General features: G+C 57.2%; 19 protein-coding genes. 7 read left to right on the forward strand and 12 right to left on the reverse strand.

Annotated elements, in window-relative coordinates:
- Positions 1 to 8: 8 nt before the first annotated feature.
- Complete coding sequence (locus tag AB3X96_RS37495) at positions 9 to 512, forward strand: hypothetical protein (RefSeq protein WP_368593708.1); 504 nt, start codon at positions 9 to 11, stop codon at positions 510 to 512.
- Positions 513 to 1,945: 1,433 nt separating this feature from the next.
- Here AB3X96_RS37495 and AB3X96_RS37500 read toward each other — a convergent pair.
- Entirely contained in the window at positions 1,946 to 2,194 is a 249-nt protein-coding gene (locus AB3X96_RS37500; protein ID WP_368593709.1) for a hypothetical protein, read from the reverse strand.
- A gap of 287 nt (positions 2,195 to 2,481) precedes the next feature.
- A complete protein-coding gene (locus AB3X96_RS37505; protein WP_312883734.1) occupies positions 2,482 to 2,910 on the reverse strand; it encodes a hypothetical protein in 429 nt (142 codons plus the stop codon).
- A 1,534-nt stretch (positions 2,911 to 4,444) separates the two neighbouring features.
- On the opposite strand from AB3X96_RS37505, the gene AB3X96_RS37510 reads away from it, so the two are divergent.
- On the forward strand, positions 4,445 to 6,337 hold the full coding sequence (locus AB3X96_RS37510) for an SAM-dependent methyltransferase (RefSeq protein ID WP_368593710.1): 1,893 nt from the start codon (positions 4,445 to 4,447) through the stop codon (positions 6,335 to 6,337).
- Between the two features lie 60 nt (positions 6,338 to 6,397).
- Here the strand turns inward: AB3X96_RS37510 and AB3X96_RS37515 are convergent, their stop codons facing one another.
- The 9 genes from AB3X96_RS37515 to AB3X96_RS37555 form a co-directional block, all read right to left on the reverse strand.
- Complete coding sequence (locus tag AB3X96_RS37515; protein ID WP_368593711.1) at positions 6,398 to 6,613, reverse strand: hypothetical protein; 216 nt, start codon at positions 6,611 to 6,613, stop codon at positions 6,398 to 6,400.
- Between the two features lie 144 nt (positions 6,614 to 6,757).
- Positions 6,758 to 7,327 carry a nitrogen fixation protein NifQ gene (locus AB3X96_RS37520; RefSeq protein ID WP_018435008.1) on the reverse strand — a complete coding sequence of 190 codons (570 nt, stop codon included), beginning with the start codon at positions 7,325 to 7,327 and terminating at the stop codon, positions 6,758 to 6,760.
- A 16-nt stretch (positions 7,328 to 7,343) separates the two neighbouring features.
- Positions 7,344 to 7,646 carry a ferredoxin III, nif-specific gene (gene fdxB, locus AB3X96_RS37525; RefSeq protein ID WP_368593712.1) on the reverse strand — a complete coding sequence of 101 codons (303 nt, stop codon included), beginning with the start codon at positions 7,644 to 7,646 and terminating at the stop codon, positions 7,344 to 7,346.
- Entirely contained in the window at positions 7,643 to 7,861 is a 219-nt protein-coding gene (locus tag AB3X96_RS37530; protein ID WP_026228605.1) for a CCE_0567 family metalloprotein, read from the reverse strand. Before AB3X96_RS37530 ends, fdxB begins: the two co-directional genes overlap by 4 nt.
- Positions 7,862 to 7,934: 73 nt before the next feature.
- Complete coding sequence (gene nifX / locus AB3X96_RS37535) at positions 7,935 to 8,348, reverse strand: nitrogen fixation protein NifX (RefSeq protein ID WP_368593713.1); 414 nt, start codon at positions 8,346 to 8,348, stop codon at positions 7,935 to 7,937.
- Positions 8,349 to 8,399: 51 nt separating this feature from the next.
- The gene (gene nifN, locus AB3X96_RS37540) at positions 8,400 to 9,761 is read right to left on the reverse strand and encodes a nitrogenase iron-molybdenum cofactor biosynthesis protein NifN (RefSeq protein ID WP_368593714.1); all 1,362 of its coding nucleotides are present in this window, start codon (positions 9,759 to 9,761) and stop codon (positions 8,400 to 8,402) included.
- Between the two features lie 21 nt (positions 9,762 to 9,782).
- Positions 9,783 to 11,276 (reverse strand): nitrogenase iron-molybdenum cofactor biosynthesis protein NifE, encoded by a 1,494-nt coding sequence (nifE, locus tag AB3X96_RS37545; protein WP_368593715.1) that lies wholly within the window; start codon positions 11,274 to 11,276, stop codon positions 9,783 to 9,785.
- 271 nt (positions 11,277 to 11,547) lie between these two features.
- Positions 11,548 to 13,191, reverse strand: a complete 1,644-nt coding sequence (nifA, locus tag AB3X96_RS37550; protein WP_368593716.1) for a nif-specific transcriptional activator NifA — start codon at positions 13,189 to 13,191, stop codon at positions 11,548 to 11,550.
- A 729-nt stretch (positions 13,192 to 13,920) separates the two neighbouring features.
- Complete coding sequence (locus AB3X96_RS37555; RefSeq protein ID WP_176112450.1) at positions 13,921 to 14,853, reverse strand: LysR family transcriptional regulator; 933 nt, start codon at positions 14,851 to 14,853, stop codon at positions 13,921 to 13,923.
- A gap of 656 nt (positions 14,854 to 15,509) precedes the next feature.
- On the opposite strand from AB3X96_RS37555, the gene AB3X96_RS37560 reads away from it, so the two are divergent.
- The gene (locus AB3X96_RS37560) at positions 15,510 to 16,223 is read left to right on the forward strand and encodes a hypothetical protein (protein ID WP_368593717.1); all 714 of its coding nucleotides are present in this window, start codon (positions 15,510 to 15,512) and stop codon (positions 16,221 to 16,223) included.
- 626 nt (positions 16,224 to 16,849) lie between these two features.
- Positions 16,850 to 18,169, forward strand: coding sequence for an acetyl-CoA carboxylase biotin carboxylase subunit family protein (locus tag AB3X96_RS37565; RefSeq protein WP_368593718.1), 1,320 nt, complete (start codon positions 16,850 to 16,852; stop codon positions 18,167 to 18,169).
- Here the strand turns inward: AB3X96_RS37565 and AB3X96_RS37570 are convergent.
- A complete protein-coding gene (locus tag AB3X96_RS37570) occupies positions 18,166 to 19,074 on the reverse strand; it encodes a LysR family transcriptional regulator (protein WP_176112453.1) in 909 nt (302 codons plus the stop codon). The genes AB3X96_RS37565 and AB3X96_RS37570 overlap by 4 nt on opposite strands.
- A gap of 226 nt (positions 19,075 to 19,300) precedes the next feature.
- Here AB3X96_RS37570 and nodB point away from each other — a divergent pair, with 226 nt between their 5' ends.
- From nodB to nodI, 3 genes are all read left to right on the forward strand, one after another.
- Positions 19,301 to 19,978 carry a chitooligosaccharide deacetylase NodB gene (gene nodB / locus AB3X96_RS37575; RefSeq protein ID WP_368593719.1) on the forward strand — a complete coding sequence of 226 codons (678 nt, stop codon included), beginning with the start codon at positions 19,301 to 19,303 and terminating at the stop codon, positions 19,976 to 19,978.
- A 430-nt stretch (positions 19,979 to 20,408) separates the two neighbouring features.
- Positions 20,409 to 21,752, forward strand: a complete 1,344-nt coding sequence (gene nodC / locus AB3X96_RS37580) for a chitooligosaccharide synthase NodC (protein WP_368593720.1) — start codon at positions 20,409 to 20,411, stop codon at positions 21,750 to 21,752.
- The gene (nodI, locus tag AB3X96_RS37585) at positions 21,730 to 22,722 is read left to right on the forward strand and encodes a nodulation factor ABC transporter ATP-binding protein NodI (RefSeq protein ID WP_368593721.1); all 993 of its coding nucleotides are present in this window, start codon (positions 21,730 to 21,732) and stop codon (positions 22,720 to 22,722) included. The genes nodC and nodI overlap by 23 nt, the downstream gene beginning before the upstream one ends.

The raw sequence follows: 22,722 nt of genomic DNA on the forward strand, positions 1-22,722 counted from the left end.
AAACTTTGATGAATCTCATTACTGGTATCGAGTCGACGGATCTGTTCGGCGGTGAAGTCCCGGCCGGCGTACTACAGCTGATCGAGAGAACCCGCCGCGGCAGCGATGACGATGTGGTCGCCGCGTTGTGGACCGCCATCCTGTCCTATCCGCGCTGCCTGCCACCCTACTATCTGCTATATAAGTTCCATGCAAACCGGGGAGAACTTGGCGAGGCGCATAGAGTTGCAACGAGGGCTTTGGCGGTCGCTGCCTGGGAAGCGTCGATCAGCAGTGATTGGTGCGCGGTGCAGCCGGGCGACGCGGACTTCTCCATTCCCGGGCCGCCGCGCTTTTGGCTCTTTACGCTGAAGGCGCTTGCGTTCATCAGCGTACGGCGTGGCGAACGGGCCCTTGCACTGAAGCTGATTGCCAAACTACGCTGGCTGGACCCGATTGATTGCATCGGTTTCGAGGTCGTCGAAGCCTTACTCGCGCAGTCAGAACACGGCAATCGCAAACTGACGAATTGACAGACAGCAATTCGTCACTAGAAGGGGAACTCCCACGATTCATTGGAGCTTTTCCGCTGCCCAATCGAAATGCGCGGTCAGCTTTGTGATGCTCAATCCTTCCGGCACGGTGCATAGCACCTTCTCAACAACATGCAGACCATGACTTCGTGCGTTCGGTGCGGAAGGCAATCCCGGTATCGTCAATGTCGCGTCTACCTTCATGCAGGGGTGCACATCAATCCGTGCCGAAGGTTGCGAGCGAGTTCCGGACCTCGCCGCTGACGGCGTCGCAATCCCCGAACAGCTAATGCAATTCTAGTTCGAAAAGCATGAGTACAACGGGCCGCCAGCGGAGTTGAGCATCCTTTCGTGCGATGTTGGGGGCGGCTGTTCTGCTCGTATCAGTAGCATTCCAGTTGGCCGGATGCAATGGAGACGATGTGGCACCGCCGCTTACTGACAAGGAGGCAAGTCAACCATTCGCATTCGGCCAGTCTACACCGCCCGGTACCGTTACTCCATCGACCGCACCATCGCGGCCACCCCCGACGTCGACGACCGAAGTGGGCGCAAAGTAGACGCGCTCGGGTGGCCACGCGTGGGTAGTGCAAACCGGTCGACCCGACAGCTACAGATTATGTCGTCGTTGACGCTCGGGCCGTCATGCCCGGGATAAAGCGATGCGCGCGCCATTGAGGCAAAGCGTGATGCAGACGCGTGGACACCGTCAGGACGGCAAGCCCGACTGGATGCCTGCGCGTCGTGCAACCTGCCGAAGTGGCGGAGGGCGTCAAGACGCCAACCGTCGTGCGGGCGTCGGTTTATTACGCAGATCCGACCACCCCAACCCACGCACGACATTTGTCGGCGAGGCGGAAACATTCGAACGGGCTACACGATCGTCCACGCTCGATTCAATCGAGCCAACCAGTCGGACTGGTTGCATCGCCACATTCGGACAGAACCTGCCGGGCAATCGGTACAAGCTGATACGCTTCACACCGTGCTCTTCGCAATGCGGTTTTTGTTAAGGTCATGTCACTCATCCCTAGCTGGCAGGTTGACGACCATCGTCAACGGGATAACGCCCCGTTCACGTCAGCCTCATCGCAAGGGCTTCCACACCACTACGGACGGCTTCCCCTCGTTGCGGCATCGGAGTTTTTCGTCATGGTGTTTGTCCTTTGTCATTTCCAGCCATCAGGTCCGTAAGTCGCACCGGTTCGCAACTAACGATACTCTTACTTGAACAGCAGCGCTTTGATATCACACAGACTGAACCGAAACCTGAAGCATAGGACATCGCGCAACTGATGACCGCCGCTGGGAAGCGATGACTGTGGGTCACGGCGATCTCGCATCCTAAGCACGCGATCGTACTCGGTCAATTCAGCAATGTCACAGTGACTCTCTGACTGCTCATAGCCCAACTGATAGATTAGGTTCCATTCTCATTCTCCTTCGCGAATACGCGTGGATACTTCTGCGATTGTCATTTCACCAATGTGACGCGAAAGCGAATGAAAGAACATTTCATCAAAGAGCTCTTCCGATTCTTTGAAAGCTCTTGCTGGATTCTCCTCAACGAAAGCGTAGGCTTCTTCGTGAGCAAGGTCGAGAAGTTTATGAATCTGGCTTTTATGCATCGTGAACAGCATATCAACTAAAAATAAAGGCGCACACTGATTAAATGGCTGCATTTCTGCGTTCTAATACGTGCGAGCATTGCCACCAGCCACTTCGCTCGTAGTTTGAGCGCCCCGTTTCTTCGGTACGTATATGAGCAATTTCTGTATGGCTTGCAACGCAGTTCACCGCCGAAGCGACGCAGCAGCGTGGCCTCGCGGTTCAGCGCCAAGCCCGATTGGCGCATGCGGGACCTTGCAAAGGTTGCAGAACGGACAAGCGTGTCTACCCGGCTCGCGCTGCGCCATAAGCACATGCTCGGGGGTCAAGTCCACCTGTTCTCTTGTCCCGGTTTGCGAATCTACTCCGTACCGGCACTACAGCAGTAGGCGAGGAGGAATACATGGTTTCCGGTGTCGGTCCTGACGATTGAGCGGATATCCGCGTTGAGCTTCGCCATCGCCGCAGACACGTAGTCGGGGGCCGGCAGCTTGTCGGTATTGAAGTCGTGGACAACCACGGCAACGGCGTTGTTGTCCTTCGTCATTGGGTGAGCGAGAACTCGATCTTCTTCCGCGAACCTCTGTTCCCGCGTCGCTACTGCACCAACCCGTCCGCTGCAGTATCCGTGAGTACCTGACATCACATGAATCGTATTACCATCACCGCTCAGCCCCGCTGCGATCGTCTTGAGAGCGGCCGCGACGTCGTCCACGCAACACAGATCATGGAATCCCCAAATTTGCACGGCGTCGGGAGTACCGCTGGTAATGTTTACAAGTGTTGCCACGATGTTCTCCAAGGTTTCGAAAGGGCCCATTTGATGATCAACCAACAATGACGGCTAAAGTGAGATGTCACTGCCCCGCCATGCCGCGCACAGCGACTACACAAGAGCCGCGAAAGTAAGAGGCCAGTTCAAAAAGCTTGCTCTGCGCGACTTAACGCTTTCCAGTCGTCAAAAGAGCAACCGAATTCTAGTGCTTCATGAGTGCCAGCGGGACGCTTGAGGCGGAGGACGACGGGCGACGGCACCCCATAAACGAGTTCGCCACACCGCAATCTTTAGAAGTTAGGCCGACGATACATATAGCCCGCGCCCGACCGACGGCCATTCTCCGAAAGGTTGTCAAACGCGAAGTCACCTGGACGAGCATGTGCCTCATATCAACGAGTTTTGCTGCTTTGTCCGTTTCGTACCTGTGCCGTTGATCAGTATAGCAACAATCATGCTCGTCACCGGTTAAAAGCAACGCCCACTGACCCTCCGTCAAACGTTGCGCAGCGGTAAGTCCAGGAAGGATTTTGCGAGACTGACAGGCCGCCGCGTACTCAGCAGGCGACCAGCGGCGCTATTCCGGCTAGTACTGCGGCCAGCCCCATCCAAACATGACCCTCTTGATTTTAGGCATGGAAACTCCTTATCAGAATAGCAGATGGCCATCGAACCCGCGGTTCATAGCACTTCTGCCACGATAACGAAACTAACGTCATGGGTGCCCGCCGCCCACCTCAACGCTGAACGCGCTCGAACTCTGCCACGTTTTAGCTAGAGTAGCGAAGGCTAGCAGACTATAGAACAAATTGGCATTCAACATTTCTTATGCTACTAGCCGCAAATTTTTATCGACCGCTTTCAACGAGGCATATCCTTCGCGTGCGAGCCGATATCGGAATCCGACACAGATGGGGCCACGCAAACCGTGCCAGAGCACCACATGCCAGAGCACCACATGCCAGAGCACCACATTCCTGCGGCGATTCGTTGGGACAACGGCTGACAATCGTCCAACCGCGCATGCTCGATGACATTGCGAGACGGATGAGACGCTTGTGCGCCGTGAGCGTACCACTGACGAGCCATGGAGGCCTGGAGTGCAGCAAAGCCGCCCAGGTGGAATAGCCGGGATCAGATCTAATCTATGACGGCGAGGCCGGGTTGCAGCTGCGCAAAGAATCGGAGCAGCGACTATCAACAAGTGGCAGGAGCTACATTTTTGGCGACCGCGCGGACCACCACTTGACTGTTTGATTTGCGCGGCGCGCAAACCAGACAAAGAGTTCTATCGCATCCAAAGTGATTCAGAATTCAATCGGGGCTGCGTTGTATCGTCCTTCCAGACATCACAACATCGCAGCGCTTGGCGTTTCCTTGGTAGCACAGGCAAGCTATTGACAATGCGTTCAAGATCAGGCCAGATGCCGATCAGCGCGACACCTGATATTCATCTAGCTTGAAAATGCGGCGCAGCACCGGCACATCAATTCACCTTGCACCTAACGCTACGTCAGGCTTTAGCGTTGATGTACGCACCGGAGACGCAATGCAGTTAAAGATCGGTGAACTGGCAAAAAGAGCGGGGCTGAGCGTTCGTGCTTTACATCACTACGACGCGATCGGCTTGCTGTCTCCGTCGCAACGCACTGAGGGGGGAGCACGCCTGTACGGGCGTGGCGACCTGATCCGGCTGCATCGTATCGAGGCACTGAAACGGTTCGGTTATTCGCTTCCCGATATCAAAGTCAGCCTTGACGACCAACCGGCCAGTGCCCCGATAAATATTCTTCATCGCCAGATCGCCGAACTGGACGCGCGGGCTTCGCGGGCGCAGCGGCTCAGTCGCCACCTGCGACGCCTCGCCAAGATGCTGGCCGCCGGCAGCGAAACGCTCGCGATTGATTGGCTTAACACCTTGGAGTTGATGAGTATGTATCAAAAGCACTTGAACGAAGACGAACTCGACACGCTGTTTGCAACGGGCCCGGACGCGATTGCGCCGATGGATCCAATATGGGACGAGCTCATCGTTGAGGTTCATAGCGCCATGCGGGAAGGGCTGTCTAGTGAAAGCAGTGTTGCCCAAGAGTTGGCTTGGCGCTGGGTTCGGCTCATGACCCGCATGACGAACAACGACCCGGCGCTCGCTTACAAGTTGATGAAGATTCAAACCGCGGAGCCACGCGCACAGCAGATTGTCGGCATTACGGCGGAGATGCTGGTTTGGATAGACGAATCGTTTGCGCACGCGCGCTGCACACTTCTCGCCAAACACTTGAACCCGGCGCAAATGGACGAAGTTCGACGCCGCCAGCTTAACGAAAAGAACAGGCGCGAATGGCCAACGTTGGCGCTTGAGTTGCGGGCACACATGCAGGCCGGCGTCGCGGCCGACGCTGCGCCGGTACAGGCTCTCGTCGAGCGCTGGCAACAGCTTTTCCGTGAAAGCTTCTGTGGCGATGACGTGGTCTTGGAAGTGCATGTTCGAGACGCCTTGAACCAAGAGCCGGACCTGCAACTTGGGGTGGGGCTCGACGAGGCATTGTTGGCCTATCTGCATAAGGCACACATCGTTGGGCACGATGTGACGCCAACCGACGCCGGGCCCAAGCCTAGCGCCTTGATCGTGGCTAGACAACGGGCGGCGCACCAACTACTGGATCGCCCGCTGGCGCTTGATGATCCGCTCGCATTGGCCGTGCTAGGCAAAGCCGAGGCACAGGACCTACGCAATGGCCTCGATCGGTTCCGCCACCCGATGTCGATGTGTAGGCGCAGCGCGCTGGTCGTACGCAGTAGGCTAGCTGACGACATTTGGACCGAGGCCGCCGAGCGGGGGGTGCGACAATACGTCGTGCTTGGGGCAGGACTCGACACCACCGCCTACCGGCAGCACGACACGCCCGGGAGCATCTTCGAGGTTGACTTGCCGGCCACGCAGGAATGGAAACGAGCGCACCTGAATGAGGCGGGCATCCGCTTGCCGCAATCGTTGCGGTTCGTACCGGTCGACTTCGAGCGCATCAGCCTTGCCGAGGGCTTGACGCGTGCCGGATTCGATCCACTCGCACCGGCCTTCTTCAGCTGGCTCGGAGTAACCATGTACCTCGACGAGGCTGCGGTCGTTGATACTTTGCGGTTCATCGCGCGCTGCGCCAGAGGCAGCGCCGTGCTGCTGGAATACGCATTGCCAGTGTCCAGCTTGCCGCCGATGATGCGTGTCTTCGTCGAACAGTTGATGGCGCAATTCGCCGAGGGCGGCGAGCCGTGGAAAAGCGCGTTCGATCCGGCTGAGTTGGCTCAAATGCTGGTTACACTGGGCTTCAGCAGTTCCCACACTTGGACTATAGACCAGTTGAACCAAAGGTACTTTGCGAACCGCTCAGACGGACTGCAAATCGGAACAACACCGTCACGTCTAACTCTGGCCACGGTCTAATCGTCAGACTATGCCTCGCAATTACTTGTTTATCCGCCCCAGTCCGCGCAATGGTCAGCGCTACAAACGGCAAGGGCATCCCACAATCGCAAGGCTATACGAGTAGCAATGCGCCAGCGCAGCGATGCCACCGAGCCAAGTACGGGTCACCGCGGGCGCCGGGGAGCCGAGCAGGAAATCCTCGGGTGCGAGATGCACCGAGGATTTCAGGTTGTTTGCAGCCTCGGTACAGTCGTGTGCGACGAGAAACCCGGAGGCGAACGCATAGGAAGACATGATGACATCCACGCTTAACACCTTGATCCGCGCTGAACGCAATCAGCTGGCAATCGTTAAAGTATCTCCTGAGCATTTGTAGCTCACCGTCACGGCGAATATGCCAAGGCCCCGCATGGCCACGTATCGTCGGTAGCCAGACCATCAATCTGGTCCGAAGCAATCCGCGAAATCGCCACACTCCGCGCAGTTTGAAGACTTGCAGACAAGCAACGCCTCACGCTCGCACAGTTGCTTGTAGAGGAATTTCTTCCACTTCATACCGTGAACGTTTTTTTGCGCCAGCCGCGGAAACCAATAGCCCAACAGCACCGGCAATTCGCTACGCGAGCGAAGGCGCAGCTCCTGCCACAGGTGTTTGTGCCCCGCACAGGCGCAGGCGAGCGCATGCGAAACGCAATGGATTTCAATCGTTGTGCCTGCGAGCGGATCAGCATGTGCCTTCAACAGGTTTGCGAGGTCTCCGACCTCGTCGTCGCACGATCGCTGGCGCCACGCTGCAGGCGAGGCGGCCAGTTGCAAGAAAAGGGCGCTGTCGACGCCGGGAAACCAATGCGCAAGCAGCCAGTGGGTTTCATCCAGATTCAACCCGCGGATGGGCAGTGTGTGCACGCCGGCTTGGCCGAACGCCGCCGAGAGTACCCCTGCGAGGGCAAGAACCGTGGAATCGTTGCTGTCCACAGCGTGACGCATCAACGTCGTGTAGAAGTCCATCACCGTCCTTTGTGGCTCAGACCATGGCCACCGCGTGCGTGTAGCACTTTTTTGGGCATATCCTCGCGCATGCCGTGCAACCGATACACAACTCCCGGCGCGCAATAGTCATAACCTTCTTTTCGTACTCGTCGTCGTCATCCTCGCCTACCGGGGTAAGGTCGCCCCCCTCGTCTACACCGACGAGCTGCAGGACCCCACGAGAACACGACCGGAAGCATCGTCCGCAGCCGATACACTTCTCATCATCAAGGGCGGAGACAAAGGTAGGCGTCCACATCTCCCCGCTAGGTAGTTTTACGCAAAAAATCTCGCTCATCTCCGGCTCCCAGGCGCTTCGTCGAGAGCCGCAGCCGCGGCCTTGCGCGCGTCCATCAGCGCGGCGTGAGCTTCGTGACAGAGCTGCGCAACCGTCAATATCTCTTCCCACCTAGTCGGAAGATCCTCCGAAAGGTCGTGGAGATCCATCTTGGCCTGAATGGCCCGTGTATTGAGTGTCTTCAGGCGCACCTTCAGTTCATTCGGGTCACTCATGCCCCCTCCCGTGGTAAAAGGACGCGCCTCAGTTGTCGCTGTCCGCAAAGTGGCGGTCTTGTCAACAGTGGCTTTAGCCATGAGATACCTCGTCATCCTCGGCAAAGTCGAATGAGCGCACATTTCTGGTTAGCGCCTTGCGCAACCACGGCGGTGGCGTACCTTTCAGGACATCCCTAAGCTTGATAAGGATGTCCTCAATTGGCTCCAGCTGTGGCACCTTGACTGGATGCACCTTCAGCGCTACGACGCGCGCCGCTCCTGAACCACCGATTGCGGCAACGTACAGGATCGCGCAACCGCGGATCGCGTCCAGCTTCGGTGCAAGCTTATCTTCGTCGCCGTCCTCCTCTAACTTGCCGCCAAAATCGAAGGCTTCCACGAACGCGTACCCCTCCGCCGTCACATCGAAGATAACAATGCTTTTCGCCCAGCCAAAGTGCGCGTCGACATGCAGTTTGTCCTGCGTGGCAAATGCGATTTTCATGTAATGGTTCCCTCATGATTTGCATGCAATGGTCGCGACGACCGGAATTCCTTACTCCGCGTTAGCGACTGGCGCAGCGAGGTCGAGCGACGACTGCGGCAGAGCCCAGTCGGCCGGGCGGTGGTGCGTAACTCGATCGATTAATAGATTCGCGAGTTCGAAGACGAGGTTCATCGTTCCGCGATAGCCGACCTGGCATCGATGGGCATTGCCGACCCGGTCGAATACGGGGAAGCCTATGCGCAACAGAGGCTTGCCGAGACGCGCGGCCATCTGCCGGCCGTGCGAATGCGTAATAAGCAGGTCGCAATCCGCCGCGCCTCGTTCCATGTCCTCAAGGTCACCGAGCACGACCTCGCTCGTCGGCAGTAGCGCATGCGACGCCGATGTAGTCGTGCTGACGCAGACTGGCAACTCGGCGCCGATTTCGTGCAACAGCGAACCGATTGCAAGCAGCAAATCCGGTTCTGCGCCCAAGGCCACCTTAACGCCACCTATGTAAAAATGGCTGTCGAGCATTGCATCCAGCAGTTGGCTGCGCTGCCTCTGGTATTTGATCGGGACCTCCCGGTCTGACAATCGCGCAATGCGATGCAAGAGCCGGTCGTTCGGTTCGAGCCCTGTGAGCCGCTCAAAAATTTCGAACGGGATGCCTGCGATAGTCTCCAGTGCCTGCGCACCGTCGCGCGTTTGCTCGCCCACGCCGATGGTGAATGTCGACGCACCTGCGGCGCGTATCTGGTCGAGAGAAGTTCCGCCCAGCGTGGTCCCGCGCCAGTCGGGAGCAATGTGGCCATCGAGCGAACCGGAGACGTCTGGCAATATGATCGGAACTAACCCGAATGCCTCAATGATCTCTCGCAACTCGTCGATATCGCTGGGTGACAGATGACTGCCGGGCAGCACGTTGACCTGTCGCTGCACGGTTGGCAGTGGCTTGACAAGCGCCTTCACGATTGCAACGATGGCGCGCCTGTAGCCGTCCTCGAATGCGCCAATGTAGTCTGGCGTCGATACGTACACGAGTTCGGTATTGCTCAACTCTGGCTTGCGTTTGCGCACCATCGCGAGATGACCGGCGACATCTTCCCCGTTGGCCTCAGTCAGCCCTGTCGAGCAAAGCACGATGATTTTCGGCGCCGCGCGCTTGCAGATGTTCAGTAGCGCCGTTTCGACGTTTTCAAATCCGCCCAGAATGGTAGTGACCTCATTCATTGCAGTGGTCTGCAACGGGATGGCCTCCTTGAAATGGCGCACCAAGAGGACGAGGCCGAACGACGTGCAGCCCTGCGAACCGTGCATCACCGGCATGCACGCATCGAGTCCCATGGCGGCATAACTCGCGCCAAGCGGCTGGCTCATTTTTAGCGGGTTGACCGTACAGGCTTTCCCTAGTTCGACGACGTTTGCCATTGTGTCTGCACTCCGCTATGCTCAGGCCGCGACGCTGGGTCGAAGGCCCTTCGGCCAATCCCGCGCGCTTGCACGCGGCGACTGTTCTGTCATGCGCTCTGTGAACTCCATTCGCTCGCCACAGAGCCCTTCGCCTTTGTCGTCCCACGGAGCTGGAATGCGCACCTGCTGCCAGACCGGGTTGCTGATTGCGCGGTCAATCTCGTGCACCAGCTCGACGATTCCCTCATACCCGGCATATGGATGATGGCGTTCCTGATTGACATCAAGCCAAGGCACCCGCGCCTTTAGCGCGACAAACTGCGAGCGCCCGCCGGACAGCATGATGTCGGCCTGCGACTCGCGGAGCATGCCGTACATTTCGCTTGCCGTCATATTGTCGACTATGCGCGCGTCATCGCCCATGATCTCCTTGATCCTTTCCTTGTCTTTCTCGGTGCTTTTCTTCACACTGGTGCCAACGATCTTGAGCCCCACCTCTTGCAACGCCGCAACAAGCGACCAGGATTTCACACCGCCTGTAATCAGCAGCACGCGCTTTCCATCGAGGCGCGCCCGGTATGGCGCAATGCGCGCCCACGCGCGCTCCTCTTCTGCTTCAATCAAGCGATCGGCGCGTTTGATCAGATCGTCGGGCGCACCCCTTTGCACCAGCAGCTTGGCGACTTGGCGCAACGCATCGCTCACATCGCCGATTCCGTAGAAAGAGCCCTCGAAATAGGGAATGTCGTATTGCCGCTGCATCTTTGTGGCAATGTTAATCATCGACTTTGAGCACACCACCATATTTACCTTCGCGCGGTGAGCGCTCGCGATGTCACTGTAGCGAGCATCACCAGAGATGCAAGCCAAGATACGGATACCCAGCGCGTCGAAGAGCGGCTTCGTCTGCCACAACTCCCCCGAGAGGTTGTATTCGCCGATGATATTGATGTCGAACGGCGTTGTGTGAGCGGGCTCACGCGAGCCGATTACATGATCGAAAATCGCCTCCCCACCGAGTTTATTGCCGAAGTTTTTCGACCCGGCGAAACCGGGCGCGTTGACCGGTATCACAGGTTTGCCGAATTTCTTTGACGCTTGCTTACACACTGCCTCTATGTTGTCACCGATCAGCGCGGTGACGCACGTCTGATAGACAAACACGGCAGGGGGATCATATTTTTGGATAATCTCGCGAATACTTCTGAACAGCCGTCTCTCGCCGCCATAGATTACATCGATCTCACCTAGATCAGTCGTGAACGCGGACCGATAGAGCATCGACCCGGAGGATGCCGCAGGACGGTTATCCCACGAGTTGCCCTCGCACGCAATCGGCCCGTGCACAAGGTGCGCTACGTCAACCACGGGCTGAAGTGCAATCCGAGCTCCATCGAATGCACAACCGCCAGCAGTCGCTCCTGGCGGAAGTTGCTTGGCGCAGCCTTGTCTGCGCTCCGTCTCACTTTTCGCCCTATTCTTCGCGCAACCGGGTTCGTCGAAAATATCTGCAGTCCTAGCCTTGAACCACATTGGAGAATCCTGACAATATGAGGTCCACAACTAATTGCAAGTTCCATACCATCGCGCGAAGCCGCAGGCATCCGCAGCGTGGGGTATCGGGCACTGTAGTAACAGCGTCGACTTAAACCAGTGCTTTGTCGGAGTTGAACGGATTGCGACACAACATACTTATCGACCTTCTTTCAGACCATGCGCGTGCTGTGTTCCACGCGCGTCGCTTTGCATACCGAGCAGACGAAATATCGGAGCCGTCCAGGGCGTGACCTCAAGCTTCGCTTTCTTAGAAGCGCCGCAGTTTGATTCCGTGCTTGCGCAGTGCATAGCCGATCTGCCGCGCCGTAATGCCGAGCAGGCGTGCCGCCTTTGCCTGCACCCAACCGCAGCGCTCCATGGCCCAGAGCAGCCGCTCACGCTCGTCCTCAGGGATGTGCTCACCAGAGTGCATGCCGAGACCGCGGGCATCGCGCTCCGGGGCGCCGAATTTCGCGGGAACGTTCAGCGCGTTACTGACTGTAACGTCCGACGAGCGTGCCGGACGTACTGCGTCTTCTCGCTCCACATGATGCAACACCTTCGTGAGGCACCGGTCGATCTCGCAGAGAAACGAAGAACGACCAATCGTGTCATGATGCGCCATTGTCGCAGTCCGCTCAATGCAGTTTTCGAGCTCGCGCACATTTCCGGGCCAGTAACAACTCGACAGCACCCGCAACGCTTCCTCGTTGAAATGCAGAGCGCGACCGTTCTCACGATTAAAGCGGTTAAGGAAGTATTGCGCCATCTCGGGGATGTCTTCCCGGCGCTCGCGCAGCGGCGGCAACACGATGCTCACCACGTTGATGCGGTAGTAAAGATCCGCTCGGAATTCGCCCTCTCTCACCATTTGTTCCAGACTGCGATTAGTTGCAACGATGAGCCTCACGTCAACTCTCACGGGCGTTGTCCCTCCTACCCGCTCGAACTCCCGCTCCTGCAGAACGCGCAGGAGTTTCGCTTGGAACGACGGCGATATATCACCTATCTCGTCGAGGAAAAGTGTTCCGCCGTGCGCCAATTCGAAGCGCCCCTTTCGCTGAGTTTGCGCGCCCGTGAACGCCCCCTTCTCGTGGCCAAACAGCTCGCTTTCCAGCAGTGTTTCCGTGAGCGCCGCACAATTCACCGAGACGAATGGCTGGTCCTTGCGCGGGGACAAACGATAGATTGCACGCGCGATCAACTCCTTGCCGGTGCCGCTCTCGCCGCGCAAGAGCACCGTCGTTCTCGCAGGTGCGACCTGATGGACCTGCGAGAATACGTGCTGCATCGCCGCAGATCGGCCGATTGCCCAATCGACTTGAATAGGAGGGGCCGCGTTCCGTCGGCGACTAATCTCCTCCTGCACGCTTTTGCGGTTCGGATTCGCCTCACGCTCAAGCAGAAGTGCCCTGCCCATTGGCGCAGCAACAACTTCCAAAAGTTGGAGATCGTCTGCGAAAGCACGCTTCCCGCCCGGATTCTCACAAAGTGCTACGAGCACCCCGAGCGGCCGTCCTTCGTGCCGGATCGGTGTCCCAAGTAGAGCGACACGCTCGGCATTGGAAACACGAACAGCCCCCGTGCGGTCGTCGAACATTGGGTCACCATCCAACTCAGACACAACCACGGCGGACTCGCTTTCCTGTATCTGCCCTACGATCCCTTCACCGGAGGGAAAACGCATACCTTCTCGCCAGTCGTCTGACAGTCCCGTGCTACACAGGCCGCCAAGCTTTCCATCCGGCTGCTCGACGGCGATGAACGCGGACCGCCAGCCTCTCGCACGCGACAGAAACCACAGCGACTTCTTCAACGCGTGCTCCGCATTACGGGATGAGGCCAGCGTTTTTAGCACTTCGGCCACTACATCGAAATCGGGAGGGCTCTCGTTGATAAGAGAATGCGACATAGATTCGGGCTCCAGCGACAACTCGCCAACGCAGTGACGAGACGGCTCGGCACAACGGCAGAGCCATAGTCGCGTTGGTGGCAGCCGAATTCGGGATGCCGCTGTGCTCAGGCATCGCCAAACTCGACAAAAATGACAAAATCGCAGCAATGGCGTCGGGAAGCTGCAAACAGAGGCAACGAGGCCCCTCCGTTCGCGGCTAGCATACTAACCAAAAAAGACGTAGGTTTCACGACAAATTCGGGTCAACGGCAACCCGCACAGCCAGTCGAGGTTCCTAGTCTCGGTCGAACGCTGCCAGCGTTGAAGGAAGGCAGAAGCGGTTTCGTTATATGAAATTCAAATCGTAAGTGCCATAGGCCTCAAATGGCAGCTCAGGTTGCATTGCACGACACAGACGCAACTCCGCGCGAGTCCTTCCAAAATGCTGTGAGAGCTGTTCAGCAGCTTGCTCGAGTGCATCCGCCCAGTTGTTCGTCGTTTCTTTTTTAGCGCGCGATCCAATGCAACGTTACACGCCTGCAACCGGTCGACACCTATGTCATTTCGCATCGAGGCCCGATGTTTCTCGATGACATAAGTCAAACGTCACTCAGTGGGCTCCTGAATTCCCAAAGCAACGCTGCCTGCCCGCGTCAGCGTCGGGGCTGTCCATCGAAAATACCCGGCAGCAACCGTTTTGACGCGCCGAAATATCATCTCTTCGACGCGACCACGGCGCGACGTCACCTAAACCTGACCACGCGTTGGCATCGCCGGCTGCTCTGCCGTGAATATTCCGTGCTCTGCCGAGCTCAGCTGCAGCGAGCGAAAGAGGAACCGTTGAAGTGCGGTAGCTGCGGATGTTCGGTCGTTCCAGTTCTCTTGAGTGAACAGACCGAATTCCGCCACTGGCGGCATCGGCAACCCGACAGCTTGCGGATCGATCGCGTGCATGGTGTCGCGGCGCACGTGCCAGTCGAGCAGCACTGCAATACCGAGTCCTGCCTCAACGGCCGACTGCACCGCCGACAGGCTTGTGCTCGTACACGCAACACGCCACGCGATGCCGGCGTCGAGTAACGTCGCGAAAAAAATCTCCTGCCACCGGCATGCGCCGCCGAATGCAACAATCGGAAGCGGGCCCTCGCCAAGGTCCGTGTTCCGGGTACGTGCGGCTGCCCAGCGAAGCGGATGCCGCCATGTAACTATCGGCTCCGAGTGAATCAGCGCAGGGTCGCCGATCGCGAAATCTAGTGTGTTGCTTGCGAGCCGCTGCGATAACGCCGGGCTCGCATCGACAACAATCTCCAGCGCTACGTCCGGATAGAGAGCCGAGAACTGCCGCAATGCATGGCGAAGGTGGCTCATTGCGATGTCTTCCGGAATGCCGACCCTCACTGTGCCAGAAACGTCGCCCTCAGTCAGGGCGGAGCGAGCCGCGAGGCCAATGTCGAGGAGCTTGTGCGCATATGGCAGTAGCACGTTGCCCGCGGTGGTCGGCTTTACGCCGCGCGGTGAACGTTCGAGCAAGCGTTGGCCAACCTCATCTTCGAGCCGCCGAAGGGCCATGCTGACAGCAGCCTGTGTCCGATGGAGAGCCATCGCAGCATTGCTCACGCTGCCGGCTTCTACAACCGTCACGAATGTACGCAGCAGCGTGCTGTCGAGATCGCGAATCATCAATTTCCCTCATGCAGACATAAAGATTATCAGCTTATACCACGCATACCCCTGCGGTTAATATCCTACCGTCACGAGTCAGGGAACATGGATGCGAAGAAAGTTGCACGAAAAACACGCCGAATACGCACTGCGGGGAATACCCGAGTCGCTGGCGCACCCGGCCCTTCGAGCTTCGCCGTGTACCTGATCGAACAGCCGCCACCGAACTGGCCAATGCTCCTTCCAGTGAAGGAGCGATACCGCAGAAAAGCACAGCTTGACGTTGTGGCCTCCAGTCACCTCGTGCCCACGTCATGGCGCTCCTCGATGAGGAGTTCTAGGCACGCCGGCCTATCTGAGCCCGGATACGTCCACTTAACTGCAATTAGCAAACAATAGGTTGAAGCATTGCGTTCAGCAAGTTGCACGAACCCTCTCTCGCTATGCCAGCCGAAAAAAATGCCCAAGAATGTTTGACAGTGCTGCCCTCTCATCGCACGACCACCGCAGTCGCGGTTCGAGTCTAGAAGCTCGCGGGACTCCCGCGAGCCTGATGTACGCATCGAAGTTTCCCGCAAGAACGCGTCAAGGTGCCCGGCTGATCTCCTCGACGCGTTTATAGCAGCCCGGTTCGCTCGTTTCTTTGCCTTTTTCAATTTCTAACCGGAGGTCACATGAGTACAGCCAACGATCGCATTTATTTTGAGCAAGTCGCTCAACAAGCTGTGGAGCAGATGTTCGCAACTTCGCCCGAAACCGCAGCGTTCCACCGTGGCGATTGGATCGACAGTGAGTACTATCGCCGCCACCTCGTAGAAACTGTATTGCGAATCCGACTCAATAACGAGGTCGACGCGTTCGCACTCTACAAAATCGGCTCCAAGGACAACACGCTCGCACAGATCCTCGCGCAATACTTGGCAGAAGGATACGGGCATGAGGGGAAATTCCTCCACGACCTTAAGAAATTCGGCGTATCTGCCAATGAAGTCGACCGGATTGCCCCCCTCCACAGCACCGACAAACTGATCGGCTACCTCTATCTGAGCATTGGTCGCAACGGTCCGCTGCCGACGATGGTCTGGAACTGGCTGCTCGAATGGTATACCAATCGCTACAGCAAGAGCATTACAGAAGCCGCCAAGCGGGCGTTCGGCCACGATCACGTTAAAGGTTCGCTCGACCACATTCAGTACGCAGAATCGCACAAGCACTATGACATCATTTGGATTGCCCTTCAGCGGGCAATAGGCGGCTGGGGCAGCATTGAGAGCGCGGAAATGTATCTCCGCAACTTCGTCGGCCTGATCCATGAATATTTCGATGAGTTGCGTGTGACGACCGTGCCCCGGACGGAAAGCATAACGTCGCGGGAAGCAGCCACATGACCGCCGTCGTCTTGGTTGCGCCTGCGTCATCCGGTACCGCAGTTTTCGCCGCCACAGCTCGTCAAGGTATCGCCGCCCTTGCATTTGCGCGTGCCGCGACCCTTCGACTGCGAGCGTCTGTTGCGTCCTTCGCGGTGGTGGGCGCTGCGCTCGGCGTCTTCCCATGCACAGGCGAGTCACCGTGGACAGTTCAGCGCTCGCGGAGATTGCCGGGCAGCAGCGTAATGGACACATATACCCACTGGTTAAACTGAACAAGTCGATCTTGTTGTCGAAACTGATGATACGCGGCCATATTTGCAATCCAAACCCACGCAGCTCCGGCAATGCGAACGTGGCGATGCGACGTGCCTAACCATCGTACGGTTCGTCAAATCCATATCAGCGGACTTCGCCGGCGGCGCCGAAGTGGCGAGTGTGCGCCACAATCCGGTCTCAAAGGAGACGAAGCTCCCACGCCCACCCGCCCTCCACTATCGCGAGACTGACTGCTCTCTTAAACCCCTACCAGACATGTCCGGCTCACCGCCGCAGATCGCCCCGACGCCGGGCCCGGACATCGCCAAAACGCTCTGTGCGCTCAAATTTGATCAAGCCGAAAAAATATCTGAACAAGTTGCTTCCACATGAAAGCCAATCATCCTGCTAAGGGTAACCGCATAGTCGTGCTTAACCGGTGGTCCGACGGTTTCGCCGCCTATCAGCGCTACATTGATCATGCGGCGAACAAGATCGCATACGTCTGCACGCCCAACAGTGTCGCCGCGCTTGACACCTCTCGCATTGCACACGTCGAACAGCTATCTGACATCCTCGATGAAGAAGCGCTGCATGCGGCCGTGCGCGCCTGTAGTTCAGCGCTCGGCGGCATCGACAGGCTAGTCGCCTTATCCGAATTCGACCTTTTAGCGGCCGCGCGACTGCGCAATTCGTTCAATATCCCCGGCGACCTTCCCGAGACAGTCGTGCGCTTTCGAAATAGGGCCGTTACGAAGAATACTATCGCCGCAGCTGGCCTGCGTGTACCGCGGTTTGCAGCCCTGGAAGATCTGGTCGTTGCCAAGGCGGCGACTACCACTGTGGTGCGTTTTCCGATAATCGTGAAACCGCGATCAGGTACGGCGAACATAGGGTCACGGCGCATCGAGACCCGTCCTGAGTTCGATGCACTGTGGCCGACACTACCGCTTGCCGAGTACGATTGCGAGGAGTACATCGACGGTCCGGTTTATCACGTTGACGGCTTCCTTCTGAATGGCACATTGGTTATCGCGCGCGCGTCTCGCTACATCAACACTTATGTCCAGTTCGCTCAAGGTAAACCCCTCGGCTCGGTGATGCTCGACCCAGGTCCTCTAAATGAGGCGCTGACCGCATTCTCCGTAAAATGTCTGCGCGCCCTGGATTTCAGAAATGGGCCATTCCATCTTGAGATAGTCCGGGGCTGCGATGGATTGTATTTCCTTAAGGTTGGTGCCCGCGTCGGCGAAGGAGAAATCCCATTCCTCTTTCACGATCTGTACGGTGTTGACCTGTTCGCCCTCTGGGCCGCGCAGCAGTCAGGTGACAGGGCGCGGTTAGCCACTCAGGTGCAAGCAGCGCTAGACGCGTCGGCATCGTCCGCCCGCGGTGGATTCCTCATGTTGCCGGAGCCAGTGGGCAAAGTATTCGTCGATGCAAAATTGCTACGAGAGATCCCCGCGCTTTACGATGCGGTTTTCCCCAAGCCACATCATTTCTTCGACGGCACCGGCGGCTACGCCACCCTCCTCGCGCGCTTCCGCTACCGCGCTGCATCGGAGCACGAAATCGCCACAGCAATTCACACGACATTAGACAATTTCCAATACACGCTCGCCGAGATTGCCGCGCCCCCCTTCACTGCGGAGCCAGCGGCTCCAATGGTTCATCCCGGAAGGCATTCCCCGCCGCTTCTGCCTTGCTAGACGTAGTTTCGCGCCTCCTCCAGCAGGAGCTCACGCATCCAGATGCTCGCAGGATCACCGTTATGCAGGGAAGGCCATTGGATCGCTTCAGTGAAACAGGAAAGTGGCAACGGGACGTCGACGATCCGCAGCGGGGCGACTTCTGCGAAATACTTTGCCAACCTCAGAGGAATCGTAGCGATACGGTTAGTATGAAGCAGGACTCGCGGGATCAAGTCGAAGGTAGGCACGATAACCTCTTCGCGCCTCTTGAGACCTAGATCGAGTAAGAAGAACTCCTCGATCGAAGGTCTCCGTGCACGCCCAAACCTCACTGTTACGTGTCCCATCGACATATACTTCTCGAGTGGCAGGCGGCGGGACAACTGTTTGTTCGTCGGACAGCCTACACACACGAGCTTCTCCTCAAAGAGCGGTGCTTTAGGATGAGCATCAGCCAACAACAGCTCCGGCAGGATCAAAAAATCGGCGTCCCCACGCCGAAGCAGCTCACCCGGGTCGTCATCAGGGAAAAGCAATTCGAAACCAACCGAAGGAGCCTCGCGCGCTACACGCTCAATGACATTCTGAAAATAGACCAGCGTCATAAAGTCGGACAGGCACACCCTGAAGCGGCGATTCGACTTGTCCGGTCGAAACACGTCCCGCGAGATGATCGAAAGCTGGATGTGCGATAAGGCTTCCCGAACAGGTCCAGCGAGCTCCGTCGCTCGCGCAGTGGGGACGAACTCACGACCTCTCAATACAAACAGGTCGTCGCCGAAATAATCGCGTAGTCGAGCGACGGCGGCGCTCATGGCAGGCTGGCTCAGATTGACGCTTTGCGCCGCAGCCGTCAAGTTGCGCTGCGTCATCAGCGCATCCAGCGCGACGAGAAGATTCAGATCAAGGCCTTTGAATCGCATGTTCCGGTATCCGCCTTATGGATGAGACATATCGAAACAATCGATTGTACAAATTATTTGCGATAACGCAAAGTTGCGACAATTCAAATTGAATAGGGAACGTCGAAGCCCGTCTGTCGTAGTGCTGATTGATCCGCAAAATCCCGCATAGTGATCCGCAGTTGGCGATCGAACCTATCGGCAGATCAAACGATACAAGGCATGCGTCGGACGCGATGGAAAGGCTATGAACCACCCAGACTATTTGACAGAAGTGCGCAGCGGCAGTGATTGTGCCGATCTTCGCCCTAAGATTTACCTTACATTTGATGACGGACCTCATCCAGTATGGACGCCGAAAATACTTGACATATTGGCATATGAGCAAGCGGCGGCAACTTTCTGTGTCATTGGCGCGTACGCAGCGGAGTATCCAGAACTGATCAAACGGATCGCCGCAGAAGGTCATGAACTCGCTAACCACACCATGACACATCCAGACCTTTCGAAATGTGAGCCGGACCTAGTTCGCCGTGAAATATGGGAGGCGGATGCGCTTATCAAGGAGACGTGTCCTGCGGCGAAAGTGACGTATATCCGCGCGCCATACGGAATCTGGACGAAAGACGCAATCGGGGAAACGGGGAAGGCTGGACTGATCGCGCTTCACTGGTCAGTAGACCCGCGGGATTGGTCTCAACCGGGTGTCAATGCGATTGTTGATGCGGTGATGGCATCAGTCCGGCCAGGCTCGATTGTGCTGTTGCATGATGGAAGCCCCCCCGGAGAGTCGAACTCCGATGTTCACACGACATCCCGCAGACAGACGGCCGAGGCTCTCTCGCGTCTAATTCCTGCGTTGAAGGCGCGCAGGTTCGTGATTAGTCGACTTCCTGATCGTCGATCCCAAACACTGGGCGAATGAGCGCACATCTGTAACCACTAGCCTGCTTGGACTATTGGCTGGCCCACTCATTGCAAACGGTTCCCAATAGTCACATCGAGAGATCGTGCACGATTCTGGCGCACAATCAAATGAAGATGTCAGGAAAAACTGACCCCCGAAAAAAGGATCCACTGATATAACTTTCCGTGTGCGCCGATGGAGGTGTTGTTGCTTACCTCGATACCATGGAACGCATTGAAGGAGGTTATTAGTCGGCCGAAAGCGACAGATTAATACGATTGCATCAACAAACGACGGTACACGACAGCACGCAGTCAACTCTTTCTACGGTATCGCAGTTTCACGCAGGGTCTGTCGTCGATGTGATCGCGCCAAGCAGGCGTATTGACGGATCCTAGCAGGCCTGTAATCAGATCATTTTTTGACACCACTTAGCAAACTGACCTCGATGAACATTCCTGCCGTCATCAATACGACCTCCGTTTTATTGTACGCACTTCTTTCTGCCGTTTATAAGACAGCACAGGTTCTACATTCCCTACCCGCTCCAGCTGAGCATAGCAACCAATCTGCCACGAATTTTCTTCCCGACGTCGACGTCATCGTTCCGTGCTTCAACGAAAACCCCGATACTCTGCGCGCGTGTCTCGCCTCTATCGCAACGCAGGAATACTCAGGAGCTTTAAAAATCCACGTGGTCGATGACGGATCCGCCAACCGCGATGCGTTGGAACCCGTTTATCGCGACTACGAGCACGATCCAAGATTCAATTTTGTTCTTCTCCCCCAAAACGTGGGAAAACGCAAGGCCCAGATCGCCGCAATACGGGCTTCATCCGCAGAACTCATACTCAACGTCGATTCCGACACGACCTTGGCGCCTGACGTTATAAGCCAACTCATACTGACAATGAGCGATGCAGAGGTCGGCGCCGCCATGGGTCAATTGACCGCCAGCAATCGCAACGATACGTGGTTGACCCGTCTGATTGATATGGAATACTGGCTCGCGTGTAACGAGGAGCGCGCAGCTCAGGCCCGGTTCGGCGCCGTGATGTGCTGCTGCGGACCGTGCGCGATATATCGCCGCTCCGCGCTTCTCTTGCTGCTTGACCAGTACGAGACACAGATGTTCCGGGGAAAGCGAAGCGATTTTGGGGAAGATCGTCATCTAACAATTCTCATGCTGGCCGCGGGCTACCGAACAGAGTACGCTCCAAATGCGATCGCTTCGACCGTGGTTCCAGACAGACTGGGGCCGTATCTTCGCCAACAATTGCGCTGGGCGCGAAGCACGTATCGCGACACGCTGTTGGCGCTACGGCTTTTACCCCGCCTAGATCGGTATCTTACGCTGGACGTCATTGCGCAGAATGCAGGCTCCCTATTGCTCGCGATCGCAATGCTCTCCGGCTTTTTACAGATCGTATTGACAGAGACGGCCCCATGGAAGGCGTGCTTCTTGATTGCGTCAATGAGCATGCTCCGCTGCTCCGTAGCAGCCGTGCGCTCTTGTGAGCTTCGATTTCTTGGGTTTTCCGCGCACACGCTGGTCAACCTACTGTTCCTACTACCTGTTAAGGCGTACGCCTTGTGTACACTCAGCAACAGCAACTGGCTGTCCCGCGGCGTGGCCGCCGGCGGTTGTAGCGCACACGTCGACCCGCCGGGGCACGACACTGAAACGGGCACCACTATATCCACAAATGGCGGGGCTCAGCGTGACAAGCCCCGTCGACACTGGGATGAGCAGGCATTCACGGAATCTGATGACGTTTTCCGAAACAAATGATCGTGTTCGTCACGAGATCTTCCTGAAGAGAACAACCATTTGGATTTCCATGTCAATGCCAACCGCAGCAATCACGTTTACAGGTGTCAACAAGTCCTACGGCGGGAAGCTCGCTGTCAATGGACTGTCCTTCCACGTAGAGCCGGGCGAATGTTTCGGCCTTTTGGGGCCCAACGGCGCAGGCAAGAGCACGACCGCGCGGATGGTCCTCGGGATGGCGCTACCTGACGCGGGTACGATCACAGTCCTCGGAGAGCCAGTGCCTGGACGCGCGCGACGGGCACGTGCACGAATTGGCGTCGTTCCGCAATTCGATAATCTTGAACCCGGGTTCACAGTGCGTGAGAACCTAGAGATATTCGGGAGCTACTTTGGCATGAGCGCAGGTGAGATCTCGATTGTGATTCCCTCTTTGCTCGAATTCGCGCGTCTGGAAAGCAAGGCTGATGCGCGCGTTATCGAATTATCAGGCGGCATGAAACGGCGTCTGACGCTCGCTCGCGCGCTCATCAACGACCCCCAACTACTTGTAATGGACGAGCCCGCGACGGGCCTTGATCCGCATGCGCGCCACCTCATCTGGGAACGCCTGCGCTTGCTACTCGCGCGCGGCAAAACAATTCTTCTCACCACTCATTTCATGGAAGAAGCGGAGCGACTGTGCAACCGTCTCTGTGTGATTGACGAAGGGCGCAGCATTGCCGAAGGTACTCCTAGTGCGCTGATCGAAGAGCAGATTGGGAGCCAAGTGATTGAGATATATGGCGGCAATTCACATGAACTGCGGCCGTTACTCGAACCCTACACACAGCGAACCGAAGTGAGCGGCGAAGCATTGTTTTGCTATGCCGCTGATCCCGAGCAGGTGCGTTTGCAGTTGCGGGGGCATGCGGGTCTGCGCATTCTCCAACGCCCCGCCAACCTGGAAGACGTGTTTTTGCGGCTAACCGGCCGCGAAATGAAGGATTAG

The sequence above is a fragment of the Paraburkholderia sp. BR13439 genome, assembly GCF_040948805.1.
GTDB classification, from domain to species: Bacteria; Pseudomonadota; Gammaproteobacteria; order Burkholderiales; family Burkholderiaceae; genus Paraburkholderia; species Paraburkholderia youngii.